Here is a 25,603-nt window from a genome sequence, read left to right as displayed (position 1 = left end):
AGAGCAAATGTCATCATTGGATTCTGCTCCCCCTGCTCCCTGCACCCCTGCCCCCTGCCAATTTTCTCTCCCCTTCTTGACACTCTAGTTCACTGGAGGGTTCAAGATGAAATCAGTCTTGAATTTGATGAGAAAATTGGAGTCTGCAAATGGAAAAGGCCAGACTAAAACTGCGTGGGATGGGTTGCGCTGCCTGTGCTAACAATATTGAAGATGCTATCAATTCTGTCCCTGGTGTAAATGAGTGTAGTGTGAATTTTGCGGCAGAACAGGCAACAGTTGATTATGACTCTAGAAAAACTGATTTAATCACCATCCTCAAGGCAGTGGATGCAGCAGGTTATTCTGCCTCTCCCCTGCAAGAACAAAATCTGATGACAGGAGAGGATGACGAAGAAAAAAGATATCGTCAGCAAGAATCCCGTGATTTGCAGCGAAAGTTGACGGTAGGGGGGATTATTAGTGCAGTTTTAGTGATTGGCTCACTACCAATGATGACAGGCTTCAATCTGCCCTTGATTCCCTCATGGTTGCATAACCCGTGGCTGCAATTAGTCCTCACCACTCCTGTACAGTTCTGGTGTGGTTATTCCTTCTACATCAATACGTGGAAAGCTGGCAAAAATCATACCGCCACAATGGACACTTTAATAGCATTAGGTACGAGTGCAGCATATTTTTATTCCCTATTTGCTACCTTGTTTCCAGGCTTTTTTATTGCCCAAGGATTAACGCCAGATGTATATTATGAAACTGCGTCGATTGTGATTACTTTAATTCTACTGGGACGACTCTTAGAAAATCGCGCCAAAGGTCAAACTTCAGAAGCTATTCGCAAGCTGATAGGGTTACAAGCGAAAACCGCAAGATTGATTCGCAACGGACGAGAAATTGATGTACCGATTGAGGAAGTAGAAATTGGGGATGTAGTGTTGGTGCGTCCTGGGGAAAAAATTCCCGTTGATGGGGAAGTAGTGGAAGGAACATCCACAGTAGATGAAGCGATGGTGACTGGGGAAAGTATTCCTGTGAAAAAGCAACCAGGGGATGAAGTCATCGGTGCAACCATCAACAAAACGGGAAGTTTCAAGTTTCGCGCTACCAGAGTCGGGAAAGATACCCTACTAGCGCAGATTGTTCAACTAGTGCAGCAGGCTCAAGGCTCGAAAGCTCCCATTCAAAGATTAGCAGACCAAGTTACAGGCTTGTTTGTGCCGGTGGTTTTGGCGATCGCTATTCTTACCTTTATTATTTGGTACAACATGATGGGCAATGTCTCTTTGGCATTGATTACCACAGTTGGGGTGTTAATTATCGCTTGTCCCTGCGCTTTAGGTTTAGCCACACCAACCTCAGTCATGGTAGGAACAGGTAAAGGTGCAGAAAACGGTATTTTAATTAAAGGGGCTGAAAGTCTGGAATTAGCCCACCAAATTCAAACTATTGTTTTAGATAAAACCGGCACTATTACTCAAGGTAAACCGACAGTTACAGATTTTCTCACAGTTGACGGTACGGCTAATAGTAACGAAATCGCACTCATACAACTAGCCGCCTCAGTAGAACGCAATTCAGAACACCCGTTAGCAGAAGCAGTTGTCAGATATGCCGAATCTCAAGAAGTTACCTTAGCAGATGTGAGAGATTTTGAAGCGATGCCTTCGGCAAGCCACTTCATGGCTATCGCTGGTAGTGGTGTGCAAGGTATTGTTACTAACCATCTAGTGCAGATTGGTACACAACGCTGGATGTCAGAATTGGGTATTGATACTCAAACTTTGCAATCAGACAAAGAACGCTTAGAATATCTAGGTAAAACCGCCGTGTGGTTAGCCGTTGACGGTGAAATTAAAGCCTTGATGGGGATTGCTGATGCCATTAAACCTACTTCCAGCCAAGCGGTAAAAGCATTGCAAAAACTGGGTTTAGAGGTTGTCATGCTCACAGGTGATAACCGCCGCACCGCCGAAAGTATTGCTCGTGAAGTTGGTATTACCAAAGTTTTAGCAGAAGTCCGTCCTGAGCAGAAGGCGGCGGTAATTCAATCTTTGCAAGTCCAAAAGCAGGGAAGTAGAGGTGCAAAGGTACAAGGGAGCAGATTTTCTTTAAAATCCCAAATCCCAAATCCCAAATCCCAAATTGTCGCGATGGTTGGGGATGGGATTAATGATGCACCCGCACTAGCTCAAGCTGATGTAGGAATTGCCATTGGGACTGGTACAGATGTGGCGATCGCAGCAAGCGATATTACTTTAATTTCGGCCGATTTACAAGGTATAGTTACAGCTATTCAACTCAGTCGCGCCACCATTGGCAATATTCGCCAAAATCTCTTTTTTGCTTTTATCTACAATATTGTCGGTATTCCTATCGCTGCCGGTATTCTTTTCCCGATTTGGGGTTGGTTGCTCAATCCCATCATCGCCGGTGCAGCAATGGCTTTTAGTTCAGTTTCTGTAGTAACGAATGCGCTGCGTTTACGTAACTTCCAAGTTAAAGGGATTCACAACTAAATCAGCACTTTTGAGCAATACCCTTACACCCTTACACCCTTACACCCCTAAATGAACAGGAGATTTTGCAATGGTCAACAAAACAACACTCATCGGTAGTATAGCCAGTTTGGGGATTTTGTGGGGTATGACATCACAAGAAGCGATCGCCCAAACACAACATTCGATACACTCATCTACAACAGTCCCAGCTAATCAATTTCAACGTCTTGAACAACCGTTAGGGAACAAATTAGCCGTTACCCTTGGCGGATTGGGATTAATAAGCTTAGAAATTTGGTGGTTTTTGCTGAGTAAACCCAAGTCAAACAAAGCAGTTATAACAGATGGGAAGATTCAGGAAGTCAGCATCATCCTTGATGAAGGATATGAACCAAATCAAAATTTTATTACAAGCAGGAAAACTGGTCAGACTGACATTTGAACGCAATTCTTTTGACGCTTGACTCTCCAGTTTAATGGAGAGTTTATTATAAAGCCAGTAATCATCATCTTGCTGAGAGTTTAGATCAGTATGTTAACTCAAGCAGAAGCCAAACAAATTGGTGTAGTTGCCAAGGAAAGCGGTGTACCAATTAAAACCATCCGCTACTATGAAGAACTGGGTCTACTCAAATCATCAGGCAGAACGGAAGGTGGATTTAGATTATTTAACTCTGACGTTTTGGAGAGATTGCACTTCATTAAACGCGCTCAAAGCTTAGGGTTAAGTTTGTCAGAAATCAAAGAATTTTTAGATGTTTATGATGGTGGGCAATTACCTTGTGACCATATAAAAGTGAAATTGGAAGATAAGGTAAAAGCTATTGATGAGCAAATTCGGCAATTGCTGATTTTGAGACAAGAATTATCAGGATTACTCTCTGGTTGGGAAATCAAATCTGATCATGATCCTTCAGTTATATGTCCAATTATTGAAAGTGAATAAATACTTTGGTGTTGCTAATAATACTATTTAACAGCTCACGCAAAGGCGCAAAGGCGCAAAGAAGAAAGCAGAAAGATAACTCTTGAATTTATATAGCGTTTCCTAGTCTGCTGAGTTACAAACTTATCTGCGTTTATCTGTGTTCATCTGTGTTTAATTATTGTTGTTTGTACTTCATTCGGGTAAGAAGGGCTATATATTCGGAGTGTTAAGGGACTTCCAGAAAATAAATTATCCAATTTCCGAGATCAGACATCGTTCTTTTTCCCCCTGCTCCCTGCCTACACAGTGATAGTGTATTTTTTAGTCCCTAAACTTGATTACCACAGACTCGCTCATTGCGCCATAAAAGATATAAACGACTAGCTGGCATAGTCAAATATAAAATATCACCTTCTTGGAGATAAGTAGTCAGTAAATCCCAACCTTGAATTCTTTGACCGTTGCTTTCTATATACAAAGGGACAAAGTTCGCAGACATAGCGGCTTCTTTGACTAAGTTGCTACAAAAAGGGTGTGAGGGTGTAATTAAAGTTGCAAAGGCTACCCAGAGTTTATCGGCGGTGATGCCATTACCTAAAATGCGGCCACCTAAAGCCGCAGCTGCAAATGCGGGTGCTGCTAATTCTGCGGAACTAAGTACGGCTTCAAAGTCAAATACCTGTTTTGCCATCCCCGCAAAATCAGGGTCAGCATAGTGGACAATCACGGGGATTTTTGGTGCTAAACCCTTAGCTTTCAGGGCAATTTCTAGATTTGTCGCGTCGTTATTAGTGACGGTTAATACCGCCGCCGCAGAATGGACATTGCTCGTTTGCAAGATGGTGCGGAAACTCGCGTCACCTTGAATTACAGGGATACCCAAGCCCCGGACGGAGTTAATATATCTGTTATTGGAGTCAGTTTCAATAACTACAACTTCATGACCACTGTTGTGGAGTTGCTGCACAATACGATTGCCAATGCCACTTAAACCGCAGACAATATAGTGATGTCGTAAGGGAACACGCGCCACATCCCAAAATTGCTTGAAGCGATTACCCAAGACAAAATCGGTTAACATGGCGTACCAGATACCAATGACGATCGCTCCCACTAGCATCATCACCACAGTAAACACTTTCACACTATTGGGGGCATTTTCCACAACTTGGTCATTACCGCCTGCGCCTGTAATCATCCCGACAGAGAAATAAAGCGCATCCACTACAGATAAACTCAGTTCTGTAGACATATAGGTGAATGTGGCTGTCAAAATTACCGCCAAAAGCACGATCGCACCGGCGACAACCGACTGTCCATGTTGTTGAAACTGGCGTAGACTCGTGAAAACTTTCAGGAGTTTTTTAATTAAAGAACGACGGATTTGACGAACGCGGGGTTGGATACCGACAATTAAGCGATCGCCAATATTTAACTTTTGTCCCGATAGTACCGCCGAAACCAAATTCATTTCCCCTTCTAGGGGTAAGTAATAAATTGGCATCCGTGTAGGGTCTTCCCACAAATCACTCAATTGACGACCCAACCAAGGATGATGTTCATCAATATATTCTTCTTGAATTGGCCAAGTTTGTTCATATAACTTAATTTGTCCAATCGCTTGATTTCCCAAAGCGGCAAAGGTGAATAATGGTGCAGCTAAACTCACCACACTCATACTCAAGTGGTCTGATAATGTTTGATCCAGACGTTCACCCAAATTAAGATTGTATAGGCGATTAATAATGCGAATACCAGGGTTTAACACCCGTGCTTGCATCATCACTGACAAATTTAGTTCATCTTCTGAACCTGTGATGACTAAGGTGTGCGCCTCTTTAATTCCTGCTGCTGTGAGAGTAGCAGCCGCACATAAATTACCGATAATCACATCGCCTGCTGCTTCACCTGGGATGGGTTTGTGATGAATACCAACGACAAACGCCCCCTGTTGTCTCAGCAGACGAAAGATTTTATATCCTGTTCGTCCTAAGCCGCAAACAATAATTCTAGGTTTCATGTAACAGCAGCGTAATTTACGTTAAGGGCTGCATTGCTATTGATTAATCAACATTGTTGCTTACATGAGGAGGGAATAACTGTAACTGAAAACACGATAATTTGTCACAAGATGGCACTTTTATTTCTGTCATTCCTTTACATTATTTAATAGAGACTAGGTAACAGTTTCTATTAAATTTATTCTACAATTTTGTATCTGATTTAGCTGAAATTTATTGTAATTGTAAATTTAAAAATTAAGTTTATGAAAAAGTTGGATCAAATCGGAATTCTTAGGGGAATTTTTGGCGCATTTGTTGTTGTAGGAACAATTGCTACTACAAAATCTGCACAGTCACAGCCAGCGCAAGCACCTTTATCTACTCCTAATGTACAGTTAAATGTACAACGCACTAGTGGAAATTGCCCCAAAACAGTCGGATTATGGTGGATAATTCTTCCCTATGAAGGGGGAGCAGAACATACGGTAGTGGTAGATACCAGATTGTTTGCAGATACAACAAAATTAGCCCCATCAACTAATCAGTATTTTGTAGAATTTGTGTCAAATTTAAATAGTCAATATGCCAATTGTGTTGGCAAAACCATCTCAGAAGAATATGTATTTTATAATGTAGAATTTAAAAACAAAAAAGCCTATTTTCGAGTAGATTTACGGAAGATTAATCCACCAGGAAAGCTGATTGTGTATAAAACTGTTGCGGCTTCTCGTCCTTATGTACGTTGGGCGATCGCCGACTAAAATTGGGCATATAAATTCAGCAGTACAAAAATACTACAATACGGTTTGTAGTAAGGACTTCAGTCCTTATTAGAGGACTAAAGTCCTCTCTACGAGACGCTTGCGCGTAGCTTGCTTCCCCGCAGGGGTACACTACAAACCTTGAATTTATCTGCAAGCTTGTGGTTGTAAAAAATCTATTCTTCGTGCCGATGAAATCTAATTCCTAAAAAGATGTCATAAACAAATTCAAAGAAATCTTTTTTCTGCAATAGTCCTGAAGTTTGATAACAACCTTTTTCATCTAACAGTGGCTTCATTACATAATAAGCAGGCTGATAGTTATACCAGGGGATAGAAGGCCACAAATGATGGATGAGATGATAATTTTGACCGAGAATCAGGATGTTAAGCAGTTTACCAGGATAGACACGGGCATTTTTCCAGCGATCGCGCTCCGCAAAAGGACGATGAGGCAGATAATCAAAAAATAACCCTAGTGCTATCCCTACAATAAACGCTGGGATAAACCAGAAGTTGAGAATGTAGCCTAAAAAGTGGTACTGCACGGAAATATAGACAATTGATACCACAATCAAGCGGCTAATAAACCACTCTAGTAATTCATATTTGCGCCATAGTTGACGTTGAAAGAAAAAGACTTCATGATACAAAAACCTGACAGCAATTAACCAAAGTGGCCCGCCTGTAGAGACGTAATGGTCAGGATCATCTTTGGGATGATTGACATGGGCGTGATGCTGTAAATGTACTCGCGTAAATACAGGAAAGGCAAAGGCTAATATCAAGGCACTACCATGACCTAACATGGCATTAATTATCCGGTTGCGGTGAGCAGATTGATGACAAGCATCATGAATCACTGTCCCCGCACAATGTAAAGCTAGGGTGTTAATGCAAAAACACACCCAATGCGGCCATTGCCAAAGCCAATAGCCTAAGTTGGAAAATACCAACATCCCCACAGATGCGAAAAATAACAGCATCGTGGGATTAAAATCACCAGGAGGCGTTAAAAATTCCTTGGGTGGGACTTTTAAAGGCTGTTGTGCCTCCAATGTGAGCATTAGTATCTCCTTTTTGATCGAATCATTACGAATATACGACAAAGATTAGTGAATAATAAAGTTTTATAAGCTTTTGTATAGCAAGATTTATCTACATCTTGACGATCATGTAGATAAATGACGCTATGATTCCAGCAAGACAATCAGTCTTTGCTGATGAGGGTGTGCTATCCACATAACGAATAAGCTTGATGTAAAAATCTCTGGTTGAGAGAGGATGGAACACAGATTGTTGTACGATATGTACTCTGTGATACAGTTTTGCTACTTCTGGTGCAATAACTGACCATCAAATTACCCTCAACTCACCTTACTCAGTGCTGAGTCCTGTTAGCGGTAACGCGGCGTTTAGCCGGTGTTGAGTAAAGTACGAATTACTCAGTAATTTCGCACTTGGTAAATGTCCCGCCCATCGGTGGAGTCTTACTACCCTGAGTTGGTTAATACCCCATTTTTTGTGGACGGCCTTTTAACTCAGCACCCAGCACTTTCAACTCAGCACTCCTCAACTATGACTCACTAAATAGCTCCCTAGTATCAGCCCCTATGCAATTAAGAGATTCTGTACGCCGAACAAAAATTGTCGCGACAATAGGCCCCGCCACCAGCAGCCCGGAAATGCTAAAGGCAATTATTGAAGCGGGTGCAACCACGCTACGGCTTAACTTCTCCCACGGCTCTCATGCCGACCATCAGCGCAGTATCCGCCTAATTCGGCAAACCGCCTTTGAACTAAATCAGCCAGTAGCAATTCTCCAAGATTTGCAAGGGCCAAAAATTCGCTTGGGAAAATTTGAGAATGGGTCTATAGTTTTAGCTAAAGGCGATCGCTTCACTTTAACAAATCGCCCAGTAGTCGGTACTCAAGAAATTAGCTGTGTCACCTACGAATACCTAGCAGATGAAGTCCCCGTGGGTGCAAAAATCCTCCTCGATGATGGTCGGGTAGAAATGGTAGTGGAGGATATCAAGCGTGATAAGGGCGATTTGCATTGTCGGGTGACGGTCGCTGGTAAATTATCTAACAATAAAGGTGTCAACTTCCCTGGGGTTTACCTTTCCATCAAAGCCATGACCGACAAAGACCGCGAGGATTTGATGTTCGGTCTAGACCAAGGTGTAGATTGGGTAGCATTGTCTTTCGTCCGTAACCCCCAAGATATCATCGAAATTAAAGAACTGATTTCCAGCACCGGCAAGCAAGTACCTGTAGTAGCCAAGATCGAAAAGCATGAAGCGATAGAACAAATGGAAGCCGTTCTTGCTTTATGTGACGGTGTAATGGTGGCTAGAGGCGACTTAGGGGTAGAACTACCAGCCGAAGATGTCCCCGTATTGCAAAAACGCCTCATTGCGACAGCCAACCGTTTGGGGATTCCCATCATCACCGCTACCCAAATGCTAGACAGCATGGTGAGTAACCCCCGTCCTACCCGCGCAGAAGTTTCCGACGTAGCCAACGCGATTTTAGACGGTACAGATGCAGTGATGCTCTCTAACGAAACGGCTGTGGGTAGCTACCCTGTGGAAGCTGTGGCGACAATGGCGCGAATTGCAGAACGCATCGAACAGGAAGAAGATAATAGTGCTAAATTACGACAACTCAGAGATAACCGCCGTTCCATCCCCAACGCCATTAGCCAAGCTGTAGGGCAAATTGCTGAACAGTTGGGAGCAGCAGCGATTATGACTTTAACTCAGACTGGGGCGACAGCTCGCAACGTCTCAAAATTCCGTCCCCACACACCAATTTTAGCCGTGACACCCCACGTCAACGTAGCTCGACAGCTACAGATGGTCTGGGGAGTGAAACCACTGTTAGTCTTAGAATTACCTTCCGCCGGTCAAACCTTCCAAGCGGCGATTAACGTAGCGCAGGAAAATAAATTACTATTTGAGGGTGATTTGGTCGTCATGACTGCGGGTACACTCCAAGGGGTTTCCGGCTCGACAGACTTGATTAAAGTTGAAGTCGTGACAGCCATACTCGGTCAAGGTATTGGACTGGGACAAGGTTCAATTAGTGGTCGTGCTAGGGTAGCTCACACAGGTTTGGATGCTACCAACTTTAACCCCGGCGATATTTTAGTTGCTTCTCACACTGGTGCTGAGTATGTAGATGCGATTCGTAAAGCCGGGGGAATCATCACCGAAGATGAAAGTTTGACTAGTCACGCAGCCGTAATTGGTTTACGTCTAGGTGTACCTGTAATTGTAGGTGTTAAGAAAGCCACTGAAGTAATTCGGGATGGGGCAATTCTCACGATGGATTTACAACGGGGTTTAATTTACTCTGGTGCAGTGGGAACACCGTAACAATTCAAAATACCCTACGGGAAGCAAGCTACAAAATTCAAAATTCAAAATTCAAAATGAATCTTGGATTTTGAATTACTTGATAAATATTGGTATATTAGACCTCTTGCACTAATAATTGAAGACTCCGAATACATAAATTCAAGAGTTATCCTTCTGCGTTCTTCTTTGCGCCTTTGCACGGCAGTCGCTCATGGGGGAAACCCCCAAGACTGCGCTGCCTCGCCTTTGCGTGAGCTTTTAAATATTATTATTAGCCACACCAAAGTATTTATGCAAGAAGTCTATTAATAAACCTAACGATGAAGATGAGTTTTCAATTTTGTTAAAAACTCATCTTCATTTTTTTGGATTATTTTTGAATAATTTAATTAATTGTAATATCTCTCCAGGTTTTAGCTTCGCTAAATCGGCTTAAATGTTTGACATTTGTAGTAGCAATGACAATATAACGAGCAGGAAATTCTTCTTCTAACATTTGCCAGTGTCTACAAATAATAATATCAATATCTTTTTGTTATCTGCCGTCGGGATACCTTGAATACGTGCATCTGAATCTATAAAAACTATCATGATTCTGAATATAACTTCTGTCCTTCTGGTCTTTCTGCATCAACTATTTTTTTGAATTCTTCAAAAAATTCTTGTCGCTGTGATGATTCAGCATCAGACATATGTTTATGCTGTTCAATACATTTGGCTAAGAGTTCCATAGCTCGTTGGTTTTTCTGCAATTGCTTTTCTTTATCCCATCCTGAGTGATGTCGATTGACTATTGTGTTTTCCTTTAATTCCAAATTATTTTTTAAGACTTCAACATCTGATAATTCTAAGTCAATGGGGGTAGAGTATCCCTCTAATATCAACTGATAACTACTATCATCAGTATTACTAGGTGGAAGCAGAGCCACAAAACGGGAAATATTTAAGATTTTGCCACTAGGCAGAGCTATTGATGTATTCATTGATTAGATTTGAGTATCTACACATTTAATTTTACTGCACTCATCGGCAACCAATTTATAGATAACGAGATAATACTTCAACAGTAGCAAGTCCGGTTTTTTCCCAACTAAATTGATTGGCTTGAACTAAACCTTGGGTTGAAAGTTGCGATCGCAATTGAATATCATTAGCTAGCATCTGCATTGCGTCGGTAATTTCGGCGGTGTTGTAGGGATTAATTAAGATAGCTGCATCACCAGCTACTTCTGGTAAAGATGACAAATTTGATGTAATTACTGGTGTACCGCAAGCCATTGCTTCTAGAACCGGGAAACCAAAACCTTCCCACAGACTGGGAAACACAAGTGCGATCGCTTGATTAATAATGGTAGGTAATTCATCGTAAGCTACATAACTCAAGAACTTGACACGATGATTTATCCCTAATTCTGCTGTTTGCTTTTGTAGCAGTGGCGTGTAACGCTTGTCAGTTGGGCCTGCTAGCCATAGTTCATAGTCGTGATGGTGGGGTAGCGCAGCAAAGGCGGTGATAAGGCGATGTAGATTTTTGTAAAGGTCTTGTCTACCGATGTAGAGAAAGTAGTGGCTAGTTGGTAGATTGAGACTACGAAAATGGGTGCGATCGTACGCTAAGGGAATAGAGGTAATTTTACTAGCTGGAACTTGGTAAAAGTTGACAATATCACCAGATGTAGCTTGCGAGTTACAAACAATATGTTGCGCCTGTTTGAGAACCTGCGGAACGTAATAGCGGTGATAGGGTGTCAAGGGTGAAAAACGCCTGGGAAAACGCAACGGTATTAAGTCATGAGACATCACAACAAACCGACAGTTGCTATAAATAGGTGCTTCTGGTAGAGGCGAGAATAAAAGATGAGACTTTAACTCTTGATAAATTTTTGGTAACTGGGATTGTGTCCACATTAAGCGGCGAAAATGTCCTTTAGTACCATGAGCAGGCGTTAAATTATTGGGTACAGAATAGCATTTAAATTCAGGATAACTATTAGCTGTTAATAAAGTAGGGTTAAGCTGTTTTAAATAAGGAACAATATTTTGAGCATAGTTACTTATCCCTGTAGGTTGAGATAAAAGGATAGATAAGTTAATAATTAATCTACTGGATAAAAAATCATTTTCTATATTCATTAAAACATCTTTACTAATAAATTGACAGTTTAACTTTTCATGACTTTTGTATTTGATACGATTTTAGTAGTCTCCAGCAAGCTCTAATTGAATATTTAAGTCAATAAATGAGATAAAAATTCTTCCGCAGATTCTCGCCATGTAAATATTTGATATTCTTCCCTAATACGAGTAACTAATTGATTATAGTAACTATCCGAATTCATTAATTTTTCTAACTCTCTGTATAATTCTACATGGTCGTGCGGGTTAAAATATATACAAAACCTTCCACCAACTTCAGGCAAAGAACCAGTGTTACTAGCAATCACAGGTTTACCATTTTGTAGTGCTTCTACAACTGGTAATCCAAATCCTTCATAAAAAGAAGCTTGGACTAAACAATAACAGTTCTTGTATAAAATATTTAGTTCAAAATCAGTTACAGAACCTAATATATGTATAAGTTTATCGTACATTTTATGAGATTCAATTAAATTATCAACCTCTGTATTCCATCCTTTATTCCCAGCAAATACTAAATGTATTTCTTCTTGCTTCGAGTTAATTAATAAATCAAATGCTTCTATTATGGTTTTAATATTTTTGTGTGGCAATATACTACCAACGACTAATATATAGCGGGTTTTTAATAAATGTTGGAATTGATTAACTTGATTACTATCTTTTGGTTCGTCATGATTAGAATAGTTACATCCCAAGCGAAAAACTTCAATCTTTAAATTGGGATTATTACTAGCAAGTATGCCTTGTCTTTGTGCATCTCTATAGTCCTCCGCACTATTTCTAGATATACATAAAACGTGGTCAAACAAATTGGAATAGCTTTTATAAAAACTTGTAAAATGTGTAGCAAATTTTCTAGAGCAAAAGACAGGAAATTTTATAGGTATTAAATCATAGCAGATTATCGTAATATTAACACCATAATGTTTCAATATTTCTAAGAAATTATAGTATGTTTTAGGTAAATCCCAGTTGGCATCAGCTATTACATAAATGTCTCCTGGTAATATTGTTTTACTATCAAACTCTAGAAATCCAGGTTGTTTATATTTTTGGTAATTCCAGTAAAAATAGAATAATATTACTGAAAAATAGCTGACAAACTTATTTTTTAGTCTCAGCAGAAATGTTCTTACTTGGTTATTGATTAATAATTGTAATAAACCACTATTTCTAGACGAAATCTGGCTTGGTTGCTGTAGAAAATCAACCCTTTGTATAAATCTGCCATCAAACATGACAGGAATGATTTCTATCTTCTGATAGTTCTGATTCAACTCAGTTAACTCAGTCGTCAGTTCACGAACTACCCTATGTATTCCTGTATTTTTATACCTATTTTTGGCAGTATGAGTACAATCTATGAATATTCTCATTGATAATTAATATAGTTAAGTTTTCTATAACTAGGAAGGTGAACGAAGGTTGTATTTTTGGTTTAACGGGAAACATGGACTCATTCTCTATCTCTGTCTCCTGTTTTTACGTATCGTTAGCACTGATATTTTTAACAAAGTAAGCCAATACTGAGTTAGATATAGATGTATCCAGTTTAGCTAATTCTCGCCCTACATAATCTGTCAACAATTTTTGTTTTGCTTGGGGTGATTTGATAACTTGCTGAATAAAATCAGAATATAAACGAGCGCATCTTTCTGGCGAATGTTCTTTAGCTATATATTCCGATGAATTGTGACTCAAAGAATGTCTATATTCCTCATTTTCTGTGAGTAAAATTAATGCTTTGACTATTTCATTCACTTCATCGCTGTGATGGGGTTGAGGAATTTTATGCACTACATTATCAGGAAAATCGGCAAATGAACCGATATCTGTAACAACTGTAGGCTTACCAACAGACAGAATTCTTAAAAGCGAAGCAGAACTTTCACCATTAAATGGATATCTTAAATTAAGGCAAATATCTGATATCTCTATATATCTATAAAAATCTGACATACTAACGTAGCCAGTAATTTTGACTTGATTTCCTAGTCCTAGTTTCTCAATTTCGCGCTCAATATTGATTGAACCAACATAATCAGTACCGCCTACAAAAACTAAATATGCTTTCGGTTGATTAGTTATATATTTCTTAAAAGCATGGAGGATTTCTAAAGGACGTTTTGTCGAGCTAATAAATCCAAATGCAGCGACTATGAAGCTATCATCAGGAATCCCTAATGACTGAGACTCTAGGGTAAACGATTCTTCATTACATACAAATTCAGGAACTAATTGCGGTATGTGAATTATATTGTGATTATCATCTTCAAACTCTTTAATTGCACGATTACAAGCCCATTTACTATGTAAAACTACACCTATAGAGCGAGTGAAAACTCGCCTATTTAGATATATTTTTTCTTCTGGTAATTTTTTATGGATATTTAATTTTCCTCGTTTAATTAATTTAAATAATTCTGTCCCTTTATCTGTTCCATAACAGTGTTCTAATTCTTGAGATAGTTTTACCCCAAGTTCTGGGCATTGAGTATCCATATAGTTGATGAGTCCTCCCAAGTAATAGTCATGTAAAACACTAATACCGGAATACCTCATTAATTTAGAAAACATATTACAATGGTAACTGCTATTACCTATTTGATAAATAATTCCTTCATATCCCTGAGACTCTAATTTTGCTTCAAACTTTGTATGAGGAAGTATTCGATTAACTACATCAGCCTCCAATAAATAACCATCCTCATACAAATCGAGGTTACAATACTGCTGTAAAGAAGGAACTAAGTCTTGACTGTAATCTGCAATACCAGATTTAGCTGGTGGAAAAGGACTGAAAAAAGCTATTTGCGGCTTTTGCTCAGATGTTTTGATTCGATTAAAACAAATGCTGATCCTATTTAACGGCTGATGCTCTTGGAAAACATCAAGCATTTTTTGAGCAACTGACTGCCAAGAAAACTGTGCTGCTTGGTAAAGAGCATTTTCTGTTATTTTGAGTCTAAATTCTTCATTTAAAAGAACTGTTTGCATACTCCTAGCAATATCATGGGGTGAGTGAGGATCAAACAGTTGCTCAGAAGACCCTACAATCTCCGGTAAAGATGAATTGTTACTAGCGATTGCAGGCGCGCCACAGGAAATAGCTTCAAGTAATGGTAAGCCAAATCCTTCATAAAAGGAAGGAAATACAAATAAAGAGCAGGTTGAATACAAGGCTCTTAATTCTTCGTCTGTAATGTAATTAGTTAAAATTAGTGATTGGGAAATTTTTACTCTTGCTGCTAAATTCCTAATTTCTGTGGCGAATAAATTGGAAACTTTACAAGCAATTACTAGTTGATAGTCTTCACGGAGATGCTTGGGCAGTTTAGAAAATGCGGTAACGAGTCCTTCAATATTCTTACGCCAATCTTCACCGCCTGTGTAAAGAATGAACTTTTTGTGAATACCAAACTGATGACCGAAAGTTTTCAACCAAGACGAGTGTTCACTAATTGAGATTGGTGTAAAGAATGAAGAAACTCCGCCTGAAACATTTAAAACCTTATCAGGTTCTATATTTAAATGTTTGATTAAATCCTGTCGAGTCGATTCAGAAATTGAAAATATGAAATCTGCATTCTGTACATTTTTTAATCTCTTCATATACAGAGATCGTACATTTTCATCATTCAAATATCTATCTGAAAATATAAATGGAATTAAATCATAACAAATTACAAATATTTTTTTGGAAAAATTGGTATAGTTAGGTATCGTACATTCCAATCCCTCCATAGGACTAGGGATCAATACAATATCAGCGTCTGATGATGTTAAAGTTGTTTTTAACAATAAATCATTCGTCTTGCAGCTACCAATATATGGATAGTTGATAGAATTATAAGGAAACAAATTCCTGTTTAAAGATGGTTCTGACAGTGTAGCGTTAGCATATAGTTCAAAAATAGGAGAATTGTGTTGATTGAATAAAGATTCGAGAACTGATTGTGTATAACGTCCAATTCCTCTATTTCGTGAATCTTTTGTTTGTAAAGCTTGAATATCAATTGCTACTTTCATTGTTTATTAATTCCCACTTTCAAAAAAATCAAAACTTATTTTTTTTACATACCAACATAGCGACTGCGCCAGGAAGGTAATTCTCCGGATTATGTTCTTGGACTGAAGCTTCTAACTCATTTTCGGTGATCACCCAAGTGAAGTCATCCTTGCGTAATCCGTAAGATGTTTGCATTACGGTAAAGTCTTGAGTTAATGTTTGGAGTGATGCTTTATCGTAAATGCGATGTACTGGTGTTACAGCCTTTTTACCATAGGGAACTGTGAGAATAAATTTACCTTCGGGTTTTAAAAGTAAGTTAATTTGTTTAACAGCCTCTATATCATAACTTTCTCCTTGTTCATCTCCATACCATCCTAAGCCGATATGTTCGAGAGTAGACAAAGCAATTACACAATCAAAGCTAGCTGGTGGAATTACGGGTTTACATATATCGCTTTTAATAAATTGCAAATTAGGATGAAATAAAGCTGTAGGACGAATATCAATTGCTGTCACAGAGTAATTAAGCGTAGCTAACTCATAAGAAATTAAACTTTCAGCAGAGCCAACATCTAAAATTTTGACTTCATTAGAATCATATAGCCGAGATAGAGATTGTAATACAAAAACTCTCTCCAATATTCTTTCGTTAGTACCAGCCCAAAAAGCTTCTCCGGTTTCGCGATAGCCAACAATTATTGGTTCGTTAAACCACAATCCACTTTTTATTTTGGCTTCTTCTGTAGAGGCAAAGTTATTAGTAATAATATTATCAGCTTGCATTTCAATAGATGTTTTTCCTATTCCCTGTTGAAGTTGAGATAATTGGTCTATTTTTTTTTCTAGTTCAACTATCTTGTCATTTAATTCTCCAGTCATTAAAGATTGCTCATGATTTTTATGTATTAAATTATATATAACTTGCCTAATTACAGAATTAAAATAAACCTGTCTTTTTAAAATTGGCCATGCTATTTTCTTAAGTATTTTCTTGAGAATTTTACTGAATATGTTGGTGTAGATATCATTAAAAAATAGTAAGTAGTTACCATCTATTTCCACTGAGTAGTTACTGTTGATTTGTATGTAGTTTTTATTTGTTTTTATGTCCAGATTGTCATTTAATGCTCCTGTGTCTATGGCTGTTTGTGAGTTGTGCTGATTTTTGGGATTATCAGTTCTTGATGATTGCCAATAAACTTCTTTCATTCGTTCTAGTACCTTTGCGTAATCCATGATTATTTCCTGTTATGAAATTTTTATTTAAAAACTTTGAGATTTTGTATGATCAATACTTACAGTAACTCACAGTAGCGAGGTACTTCTAGCCAAGTTAAACTTTTTTGAATTGAAACGTCATCCGTAGCACCAAACACTACAAACAGTTCAGTCTATAAGGCGCATTCTACAGTATTAGAGAGTACATTGCAGCATGAGACTACGACTACAAGTATATTTCTTACTGTCAAACTCAATATCAGCAAAATTTATGAAGTCTTGCTTCAAGGTATTGTCATGTATGAAATCTGCACTACCAGTTAACTTGTCGGTTAATTCCTAGAAATGATTTGTCAGGAATTATTAAATTTTTAATCATACCAATGCAAAAAAGTCAACTAAGATAATACTCTTGGGTTTGTCTAGGTTGATTATCGGCGATCGCAAATACGGGACTATTATGTAAAAAAGTTGCTTTTGCTATATTAATTTTGCTATAAAGGGTGTTGGACGGATATGGCAGGTTTTACGGTTAAGATCAAGAGTCTGAACAGATCAAATAATTGTTCTATAAGCATTTAATGTGGCTTTTGCTGTTCGTTCCCAAGAAAATAACTTTGCTCTAGCCTTACCTCTAGCAATTAAATCTTTTCGCAACTGGCGATCGCTAATTACTTTTAATATACTTTCAGCTAGTTGCATAGGGTCTTCAGGATCAATCAAAATAGCAGCATCTCCCGCTACTTCTGGAATAGAGGAGGTATTAGAGCTGACAACCGGTGCGCCTAAAGTCATTGCCTCCAAAACAGGTAAACCAAATCCTTCATAGTGAGATGGATATACGAAAACATCTGCTTTTGAGTAAAATAATGCCACTAATTCATCAGATAAGTAATCAAGATGATGTATTTCATCTTTCCAAGGAGAACTTGCAATAGCTGCAAATATGGGTTCATAAATCCACCCCTTCTTGCCAATCATGATTAAGTGATGCTCGATTTTATGCTGCTGTTTTAGTATATTAAATGCGGTAATTATAGTGTTGATATTTTTTCTTGGCTCTATGGTACTCACAAACAGTAGATACGGTTTAGAAAAATCGTAAATAACCTGCTGCCCTAACAAATTTAGAATATTTTTTTGCTCAAAATAATCAGAATTATAGCGACTAGCTAAAGGTGTTACAAAAATTTTTTCTGGTTTAATATTTAAATATTGAATAATATCTTGTTTAGAAGTTTCTGAGATTGTAATAATTGCATCAGTCCATTTGAGACATTGCTTAATACGATTTGTATATGTTTTAACTATTTGACTAGCAAAATAGGGGTATTTAATAAATGTTAAGTCACAAATCGTCATGAAATTAATGCTTTTAGCACAAGGATATACAAAATAATCTGTGCCGTGAACAATATCAGATAAACCAAAGCATCCTTCGTAATAAGGAAGAATTGGATTAGGAATTTTTGATAGTATATTAGTAATACTAACTGGAATGGGTAACGTATGGATGGGAGTATTTAAACTACGAAAGTTTGGTTCATTTAATTTAAACTGTAACCAATTTTTTAATCTAGTTTGACGTACTACTCTCAGTTCAAAGTTTTCATTTTTTTGGAGTGAATCTAGCGAATTAATCAAATTATAAACATATAATCCGATACCACTGGGTTGAGATGTTAAAGGTGTTGCATCAATTGATATCTTCAGCATGATCTGAGGCATCAAATAATTTCTTTATTTCCACAGCATAACTCTCAACAGTATGGAATTTTCGATAACTTTTCTGAATTTCTGTAATTTTCGCTTTCAATTCTACAGAGTTAGCAAATTGAAGAATTTTATTGGTAATCATTTTGGGTTGACTCCAATCATCTATAATCAATTCCTGAGCCTGATATTTTGAAAGTTCTTTTGCCATCCAAGTTCCAGCAGTGACAACGGGAATTTTACCCGCCATGATACATTCTGTAAAAATACCAGATGTGCGTTCTTTATAAGCATTCGCATCATATGGCAGTAACATAATGTCCGATTTTTTAAGCCATTCCAAATATTCTAAGTTACTCAAACTATCTGCAATCAGGTTAATTCTAACACCACCAGTATTAGATATGAGTTGAGAACTTTGGGCAGCAACAACACATATTTTATCTGCTCCATCAGTAGTACAATTAACTAAGGATTTAACTATTTCCCATCCCTTTTCTAACCGGGGAGTGCCAGCCCACCAACAAACTATTTCATCATCTTGGTTACGGGTATCTTCAATATCAATAAATTCTGTGTGTGGTATGGGCATTACATTTACAGAATCCTGAAAGTAATTTGATATTGAATTGGCTAAAATTTCACTATCGGTTAGTATTTTAAATTTTCCAGGGTTTAATTTTAGCTTAATCGCTTGATTTAAACTTTTATAAATCCAAGCGGTTTTATCTTTATGTATGTCTCTACGGTAAAGTAACCATACTGATAAATTATTTGTAGGTATTAGATAAATAGCTATCAGTAATGCCAAAAGTTGTACGTGGATAAATCTTTCTAGAAAAATGATAGAAGGTCTGGGGGTAATTAAAACATACTGTCGTAGTTTTTTAGCAATAGAAAGACTGAATTTTAAAATATCTATAAACTTCAATATTCTGATAAATGGATGAATTTTTGCTTCCAAGTTTTCACTACTAAGGCAAGCATACCAGTTAGCTGGTAAATTACTGAATTTTAAGTCTGGTGGCAGTATAACCAGATGCTGCCAACCTAAAATTTTTGCGGCTTTACTCACAGAAGTATGATATGGAATTATGTGTCCCTCTCCTCCCATAAGATTAGGAATTAAAGAAATCAATATTGGACTTTGCTCCATATTGTTGTGATTCATAAACTGCTGAACAACAGGTTAACATTCAATGAGTTTAATGGTTTCACTCAATTCTTTAATCATGTAAACAGATGGGTACTTTTGGGCTAAGTTTTTAGCATCTACTAAAGTCCTATTAGTTAGTAAAAAAATTGGATTACAACCAGCATTAATGGCGCACTCTACATCACTGATTGCATCACCAATGAAATATGAATGTGAAAGTTCTATGAAATACTGTTCTGAAGCTTGTCGCAACATATATGGTGAAGGTTTACGGCATTGACAGTTATCTGAGGGTTGGTGAGGACAGATGAAGATATCTTCAAAATATACACCTATTTTCTTATATTCTTGGCGTATTTTGGCATGAACTTCCTCGACATCATTTGCAGTAAAATACCCTCTGGCAATACCGGATTGATTTGTAATAACTATTAATAAATATCCTGAGTCTTGCCATTTCCTAAAAACTTTACCTGCATTCAACGGAATATTAACTTGATGTGGGTGGCTTAGGTATGGAATATAATCTATTAACACTCCGTCTCTATCTAGAAACAAAGCTTTGTTAGGTTCAGCAAATTCCTCATTTTTATTATCAAGATACATATTTTTTATATAAATAAAATATAGTTAAAATTAGCTAGAAATATGAAGTTCTCGAATTAAGTTAATGGCGTGAATAGTTTAAGTTCTACCTGTTCACAGATTCGATGATAAGTAATCACATGAATCTCTTGTACTAAAGGAGTATGGTGTTCACGAACGAATAAGGAATAGTCACTGATTTCCTTGATTATTCCACCGTTATTACCTGCCATCCCAATTGTGATAATTCCCAGTTGTTTAGCTATCTTTAAAGCTTTAACTACATTTTGAGATTTTCCAGATGTGGAAATTCCCCAGAGGATGTCTCCAGGCTTACCTAAAGATTCTACCTGTCGAGAAAAGATAGTTTCAAATTCGTGGTCGTTTGTCCAAGCTGTGAGGGTGGCTGGATTAGTAGAAAGTGCGATCGCAGGTAATCCTTTACGATTGATTAAAAAGCGTCCAATAAACTCAGCAGCTATATGTTGTGCATCAGACGCAGAACCACCATTACCACAAATCAGTAAAGTGTTTCCTTGCTGAAAACTGTTCACTATTAAATTTGCTACTTTATCTATTGCCTGACAATACTCTTTTGTGAAGGCAGATTCTAAACTTTTGAGTTTATCTTGCACCCAGTAATCCAAAGTTATTCCTCACTTATTGTTTGGTAACAGTTTATCTTGTTGTGTTCCAAACCATGCAATAGTTTTGCTCAACCCAACTTCTAAGGAAGTTAAAGTTAAATCGGGAACATACTGTTTTAGTTTGTCAACACCTAGACACTTGGACTTAGCACCAACATAGCGTTTTGTATCAAACTGGATTGATGTAAAATCATAGTCTACTTTTTCGCAAATCAATTTAGCAAAGTGTCTAATAGTGAACTCTTCACCAGCACCGATGTTGATGAGTTGATTATCAACATTAGTTGCTAATTGAATCATAATTTTGACAAAATCGTTCACAAAAACCAATTCACGGGATTGATATCCATCTCCCCAAAGCACCACTGACTCCCCATAGAGTTTACCGCGAATAATCTTACGAATTAAGTCAAAAATAAAGTGCATTTGTCGCCCATCGGTGTGGTAGCCTGGCCCGTAGAGGGTAGAAGGGACTAAACACAGATACTTTAAACCATACTGTTTATGCAGTGCTAATTGACCAGCGTAGAGCATTCGTTTAGTCATTGCATAGGTAAACAAACTATCAATTGGAATTCCTGTTAGGTAATTTTCTTCTATGAGGTCTAAATCAGGAGCATAAGCGCAACTAGTCCCCATACTAATCAACTTGGCTTGCGGTTGATATTTTTGCCACCAAGCCAATACATTAGTATTAATTTGCTGGTTGATAATCCACTGTTCACCAGGATGATACAAACAAAAGTCACCAGCTTGAGTCCACGCTGCTAAATGGTATATGTGATCGTAGGTTTGGTGATTATATTTTAATAGTGAGTCTTGCTGAGTCAAATCACAGTTTTGAGAATTGAGGCGGACTAACTCATGTCCTTGTGCTGCTAAATGAGAGCAAAGTATTGTGCCTAAAAAGCCTGTAGCACCAGTAACTAAAATTTTCATACTTTAAGCTTCTTTGGGATTCACAGGGAAGTAAAATTCTATCCCTTGATCAATGAGATGTTGATTATTAGAGAGAATTTCTTTTTTAAAGTTCCAAGCTAAAACGTAATAAATATCTGGTAGTGCTTTTAGTTCTTGCTCAATGACTATGGGAATGTGCATTCCTGGGGAATAAAGTCCACGTCGCAATTCATTTTTTTCTACCAAAAAATCTATATAATTAGTGCCGACTCCAAAGTAATTTAGCATAGTATTACCCTTAACAGGTGCGCCGAAACCAAAAATTTTCTTACCCTGCTGTTTTGCTTGTGCTAAGTAGGTAAGATTGTCACTTTTCATTTGTTCAATTCTTTGGGCAAACTCTAAATATGTCGAAAGTTCGTTGCTTTTTTCCTTAACTTCTGCTTGCCGGAGAAATTGCAGGCGATCGCTTGCTGCTTTTTTCCCTTTATGTGTTACAAAACCAATAATAGAACCGCCATGAATTGGTGAAATATGAGCATCAAACATAGATAATCCATGTCTGTTTAACAGTACCTCAATTGTGTTGAGATTGTAGTACAGTAAATGTTCATGATAAATCTGATCAAATGCTAGATTCTCTACAATCCGTTTCATGTAGAGAAACTGCACAACAAACACCCCATCATCCCGCAAAGCTTCCCTAATTCCCTCCGTTACGGAATGCAGTTCTTCCAAGTGAAAGAAAACTCCAGCCGCATTAATTACGTGAAATTTGCGGTTTAATCGCTGCACAACTTCTAGATTAAAAAAATCGTTTAAAGTTGGGACTCCAGCTTCGTTAGCTATCTTCGCCGTAGTTTTAGAAGACTCTACACCCAAAACCTCATAACCTAGCGTTTGAAAATGCTTAAGTTGAGTTCCATCATTAGAACCAATATCTAGCACAGACTTATTTTGAGTATCCTGAAAAAAGCGGCTATCAACTTCCTCTGCTACATTTCTAAAATGTTCACTTAAAGAACGAGTCACACCTGATAAATAGGTGTGATCTCCAAACATAATTTCTTTTTTCACAGTGTAATCTAGTTGTACCGTTCCACAATCATGACAGTAGAGTACACGCAAAGGATAAAAAGGTTCTTTACCAATTTCTCCTGGTTTCAAGAAGTGATTGCACCACGGTTGAGAGCCAAGATCAATGGCAAGTTCTAAGTTCACTGAATCACAAACACGGCATTGCATGAGAGATACACCTTTGTCCTGCACATAAATTTTTTTGCTACTATTTGATGGCATGAAATAATATGCTAATTATATTTTTTCTACTAAATCAATTAAATGAACACTAATTTTCAACAAATTACATTAAAAAGTGACGCAAAAATTAGCTGAATCTGTGAGTATTTAAAATAATTTATTTGGGTGTACAATAAAGCGCATGACCCTCCATTTTCATTTTGTAGCCTAGATTTGATAAGAATGGTTCGACTGCCAGTAAAGCAGATTCTCCAGTTTTGACATCCTTGTGAATATCAATGCAAAGATATGGTAAAAACTTTTCCAGCGTATTTTTTCCGCCATGCAAGGCATAAAGTTCAAAGCCTTCTATATCTATTTTGATAGCTTTAGGTTTAATATCTTGAGCAGCAACATATTCATCAATAGTGGTCACATCGACTTCATAACGTAAATGATTCATCGTGGGATTAATACTTGGTGATGCTAATGTAGAAGTATCAGAAGCCCAAGATAAATCATTGTCTGAAGTATATTCAATAAACTCTGTATATCCAGCAGCATCAGCTATTGCTGACTTAACCAAGGTAACATTATGAACATGATTTAGTTCCAAGAGTTGTTGAAGACAATTTTGTGCTGTTCTTGATGGTTCAAAGGCGTGAACGAAACCTTCAGCACCAACTACTTTTGACAAAGCTAAAGTGATGATTCCAAAGGCTGCGCCTATATCAAGAGCCACATCACCTGGTTGTAAATGTGAACATAACCAATCAGATTGTTGAGATTCTACCCAATAAGTTAGTTTTTGTGTAGCTTGAGGATGTAAGCAATGAGGATATAAACGCAACAATTCCATAGGTGCTAAAAGATTCATGCCATTGATTTGGCAAGTAAATACTGACCCTGGCTTACTAGCATCTATTAACTCTAGAAGAAATGAGCTTATTGTCTCTAAAGTTAATTCATCATAGGGGGATATGATGTCATTTGAACTGCGTAAATTATGAATTGAGTTTTTTAAATTTAAAGTATCTAAATGTATTTGACGAATATATGCTTCAATTTCTGGCAAATTTAAAGCACTACGGATTTTCAACTTTAACCAGTGTTTTATGTTCATAATATTTGATAAATGAAAATTTAAGTTACACTATGTATACAAACAAGAGGATGAATTATCAAACTCAGCTATTCTGAATATTTTTGCTTGATTTATCAAAAAAGTATCATCAAATGTCCCATTCAAAAATTCAAAATAGAGATTAATTTCTGAAGATTCTGTTAAATTAACTATCCAATCCCGATAACTTTGAGCTAGGAAACTTGTGTAAGCATGATATCTAAAAATAACAGTGTCACCCATTTTTACGCCACACATCATTTCGTTATCTATACCTTTGGCACTAAAATCTATATCTATTAGATATCGACCTTTATCAAGATTAATAGGAGACTTTAAGCTAATTAAGTTATCAGAACTGGTGAAATCTTCCTGTGAAAAACTACTTATCTCATGAAAAATAAATGGTGGTTTGTAGAGAGTTTCTGATAATCTATCTTGATGAATATAAAGATTATTACGTATAGCAACACCATCAGGATAGTCATTAGAACTTTTAACTTCATGATAATTATTTAAGTCTATAGCAACATACCCTTTCTCCCTTAAGAAACTAAGACACTTAGTGTCTTGTGGCTGTGTTTCTAAAATCAAATGTGGTTTGATATTCACAAGTGTGTGTGACATACCCTGAATGGCATCAAATTCTGCTCCTTCTATATCCATCTTGATTAAATTCGGGACTAAACCTGTAAAATGGATAAAGTCATCTAGGGCAACTGTTGAAACATTAAAAGCTGCTACATCTGTATCATTAGATGAATAAATACTGTCATTAAGATGACCGCCTAAGTAAATTGGTACCTTTTCGTTGGACTTACTATAGACGGCAACATTGTAAATTTGTACATTATTACACCCATTTAACACTAAATTTCGTTGACATTTATCTATAATTCTTGGGCTTGCCTCAAAAGCACATACAACACCTTTTGGCCCTACCATCCGGGACATAACACTTGTTAGTCCCCCAAAGTTAGCCCCCACATCAAAAACTACATCGCCTGGTTTACAAAGGTCTCGTAACGCAATTTGAACGGTAGGTTCCCATAAGTTACCTTCATACCAGTAAGAAACACCAAATAAACCCTGAACATCTCTAGCAACAGCATCATTAAGTTGATTAACAGAATTTTCTAATGCTGGAATGGAGGAAGTAAATTTATTGCTGAGTTGATTAACAGCATCTTCTAATATTGCAATCTTCAAACCATTACGAAGTTTATTTTTGAGCCAATTTTTTATAATTTTCATGCGAGTACAGTGTTATCATCTAATTTTTTAGTGGTCATTTATCGATAACTAGCAGTCAATTGTCT

20 protein-coding genes are annotated in these 25,603 nt (G+C 37.4%); 5 read left to right on the top strand and 15 right to left on the bottom strand.

The window, feature by feature from the left end; all coding sequences use genetic code 11:
• The first annotated feature begins 149 nt into the window (after nt 1-149).
• From CV014_RS09920 to CV014_RS09910, 3 genes are all read left to right on the top strand, one after another.
• Nucleotides 150-2,513: a heavy metal translocating P-type ATPase gene (locus CV014_RS09920; protein ID WP_236141867.1), complete on the top strand. Its 2,364-nt coding sequence runs from the start codon at nt 150-152 to the stop codon at nt 2,511-2,513.
• A gap of 70 nt (nt 2,514-2,583) precedes the next feature.
• Nucleotides 2,584-2,937: a hypothetical protein gene (locus CV014_RS09915; protein ID WP_236141866.1), complete on the top strand. Its 354-nt coding sequence runs from the start codon at nt 2,584-2,586 to the stop codon at nt 2,935-2,937.
• A 90-nt stretch (nt 2,938-3,027) separates the two neighbouring features.
• Nucleotides 3,028-3,441 carry a heavy metal-responsive transcriptional regulator gene (locus CV014_RS09910; RefSeq protein WP_236141865.1) on the top strand — a complete coding sequence of 138 codons (414 nt, stop codon included), beginning with the start codon at nt 3,028-3,030 and terminating at the stop codon, nt 3,439-3,441.
• Nucleotides 3,442-3,751: 310 nt separating this feature from the next.
• On the opposite strand, the gene CV014_RS09905 is transcribed toward CV014_RS09910, so the two are convergent.
• Nucleotides 3,752-5,443, bottom strand: a complete 1,692-nt coding sequence (locus CV014_RS09905) for an NAD-binding protein (protein ID WP_236141864.1) — start codon at nt 5,441-5,443, stop codon at nt 3,752-3,754.
• 246 nt (nt 5,444-5,689) lie between these two features.
• On the opposite strand from CV014_RS09905, the gene CV014_RS09900 reads away from it, so the two are divergent.
• The gene (locus CV014_RS09900; protein WP_236141863.1) at nt 5,690-6,187 is read left to right on the top strand and encodes a hypothetical protein; all 498 of its coding nucleotides are present in this window, start codon (nt 5,690-5,692) and stop codon (nt 6,185-6,187) included.
• A 176-nt stretch (nt 6,188-6,363) separates the two neighbouring features.
• On the opposite strand, the gene crtR is transcribed toward CV014_RS09900, so the two are convergent.
• On the bottom strand, nt 6,364-7,254 hold the full coding sequence (crtR, locus tag CV014_RS09895; protein ID WP_236141862.1) for a beta-carotene hydroxylase: 891 nt from the start codon (nt 7,252-7,254) through the stop codon (nt 6,364-6,366).
• 546 nt (nt 7,255-7,800) lie between these two features.
• On the opposite strand from crtR, the gene pyk reads away from it, so the two are divergent.
• On the top strand, nt 7,801-9,570 hold the full coding sequence (gene pyk, locus CV014_RS09890; protein ID WP_236141861.1) for a pyruvate kinase: 1,770 nt from the start codon (nt 7,801-7,803) through the stop codon (nt 9,568-9,570).
• Between the two features lie 569 nt (nt 9,571-10,139).
• Here the strand turns inward: pyk and CV014_RS09885 are convergent.
• The 13 genes from CV014_RS09885 to CV014_RS09825 all read right to left on the bottom strand — a co-directional run bounded on the left by CV014_RS09885 (nt 10,140) and on the right by CV014_RS09825 (nt 25,538).
• Nucleotides 10,140-10,535 carry a hypothetical protein gene (locus CV014_RS09885; RefSeq protein ID WP_236141860.1) on the bottom strand — a complete coding sequence of 132 codons (396 nt, stop codon included), beginning with the start codon at nt 10,533-10,535 and terminating at the stop codon, nt 10,140-10,142.
• A 55-nt stretch (nt 10,536-10,590) separates the two neighbouring features.
• Nucleotides 10,591-11,685, bottom strand: a complete 1,095-nt coding sequence (locus tag CV014_RS09880) for a glycosyltransferase family 4 protein (RefSeq protein ID WP_236141859.1) — start codon at nt 11,683-11,685, stop codon at nt 10,591-10,593.
• Between the two features lie 95 nt (nt 11,686-11,780).
• Nucleotides 11,781-12,968, bottom strand: coding sequence for a glycosyltransferase family 4 protein (locus tag CV014_RS09875; protein WP_236141858.1), 1,188 nt, complete (start codon nt 12,966-12,968; stop codon nt 11,781-11,783).
• A 205-nt stretch (nt 12,969-13,173) separates the two neighbouring features.
• Nucleotides 13,174-15,720 (bottom strand): glycosyltransferase, encoded by a 2,547-nt coding sequence (locus CV014_RS09870; protein WP_236141857.1) that lies wholly within the window; start codon nt 15,718-15,720, stop codon nt 13,174-13,176.
• A gap of 28 nt (nt 15,721-15,748) precedes the next feature.
• Nucleotides 15,749-16,939, bottom strand: coding sequence for a class I SAM-dependent methyltransferase (locus tag CV014_RS09865; RefSeq protein WP_236141856.1), 1,191 nt, complete (start codon nt 16,937-16,939; stop codon nt 15,749-15,751).
• A 537-nt stretch (nt 16,940-17,476) separates the two neighbouring features.
• Nucleotides 17,477-18,649, bottom strand: coding sequence for a glycosyltransferase family 4 protein (locus CV014_RS09860; protein ID WP_236141884.1), 1,173 nt, complete (start codon nt 18,647-18,649; stop codon nt 17,477-17,479).
• Complete coding sequence (locus CV014_RS09855) at nt 18,618-19,790, bottom strand: hypothetical protein (protein ID WP_236141855.1); 1,173 nt, start codon at nt 19,788-19,790, stop codon at nt 18,618-18,620. Before CV014_RS09855 ends, CV014_RS09860 begins: the two co-directional genes overlap by 32 nt.
• 33 nt (nt 19,791-19,823) lie before the next feature.
• Entirely contained in the window at nt 19,824-20,396 is a 573-nt protein-coding gene (locus CV014_RS09850) for a D-glycero-alpha-D-manno-heptose-1,7-bisphosphate 7-phosphatase (RefSeq protein ID WP_236141854.1), read from the bottom strand.
• Nucleotides 20,397-20,452: 56 nt separating this feature from the next.
• The gene (gene gmhA, locus CV014_RS09845) at nt 20,453-21,022 is read right to left on the bottom strand and encodes a D-sedoheptulose 7-phosphate isomerase (RefSeq protein WP_236141853.1); all 570 of its coding nucleotides are present in this window, start codon (nt 21,020-21,022) and stop codon (nt 20,453-20,455) included.
• Between the two features lie 9 nt (nt 21,023-21,031).
• A complete protein-coding gene (locus tag CV014_RS09840; protein WP_236141852.1) occupies nt 21,032-21,961 on the bottom strand; it encodes an NAD-dependent epimerase/dehydratase family protein in 930 nt (309 codons plus the stop codon).
• Nucleotides 21,962-21,964: 3 nt separating this feature from the next.
• Entirely contained in the window at nt 21,965-23,221 is a 1,257-nt protein-coding gene (locus CV014_RS09835; RefSeq protein ID WP_236141851.1) for a class I SAM-dependent methyltransferase, read from the bottom strand.
• Between the two features lie 118 nt (nt 23,222-23,339).
• Complete coding sequence (locus tag CV014_RS09830; RefSeq protein ID WP_236141850.1) at nt 23,340-24,284, bottom strand: FkbM family methyltransferase; 945 nt, start codon at nt 24,282-24,284, stop codon at nt 23,340-23,342.
• A 30-nt stretch (nt 24,285-24,314) separates the two neighbouring features.
• Nucleotides 24,315-25,538: an FkbM family methyltransferase gene (locus CV014_RS09825; protein ID WP_236141849.1), complete on the bottom strand. Its 1,224-nt coding sequence runs from the start codon at nt 25,536-25,538 to the stop codon at nt 24,315-24,317.
• Nucleotides 25,539-25,603 lie beyond the last annotated feature (65 nt).

The organism is Nostoc sp. CMAA1605 (assembly GCF_021596505.1).
Lineage (GTDB): Bacteria > Cyanobacteriota > Cyanobacteriia > Cyanobacteriales > Nostocaceae > Trichormus.
The sequence above is the reverse complement of the archived record's forward strand: the minus strand, read 5'-3'. Positions and strand labels throughout refer to the sequence as shown.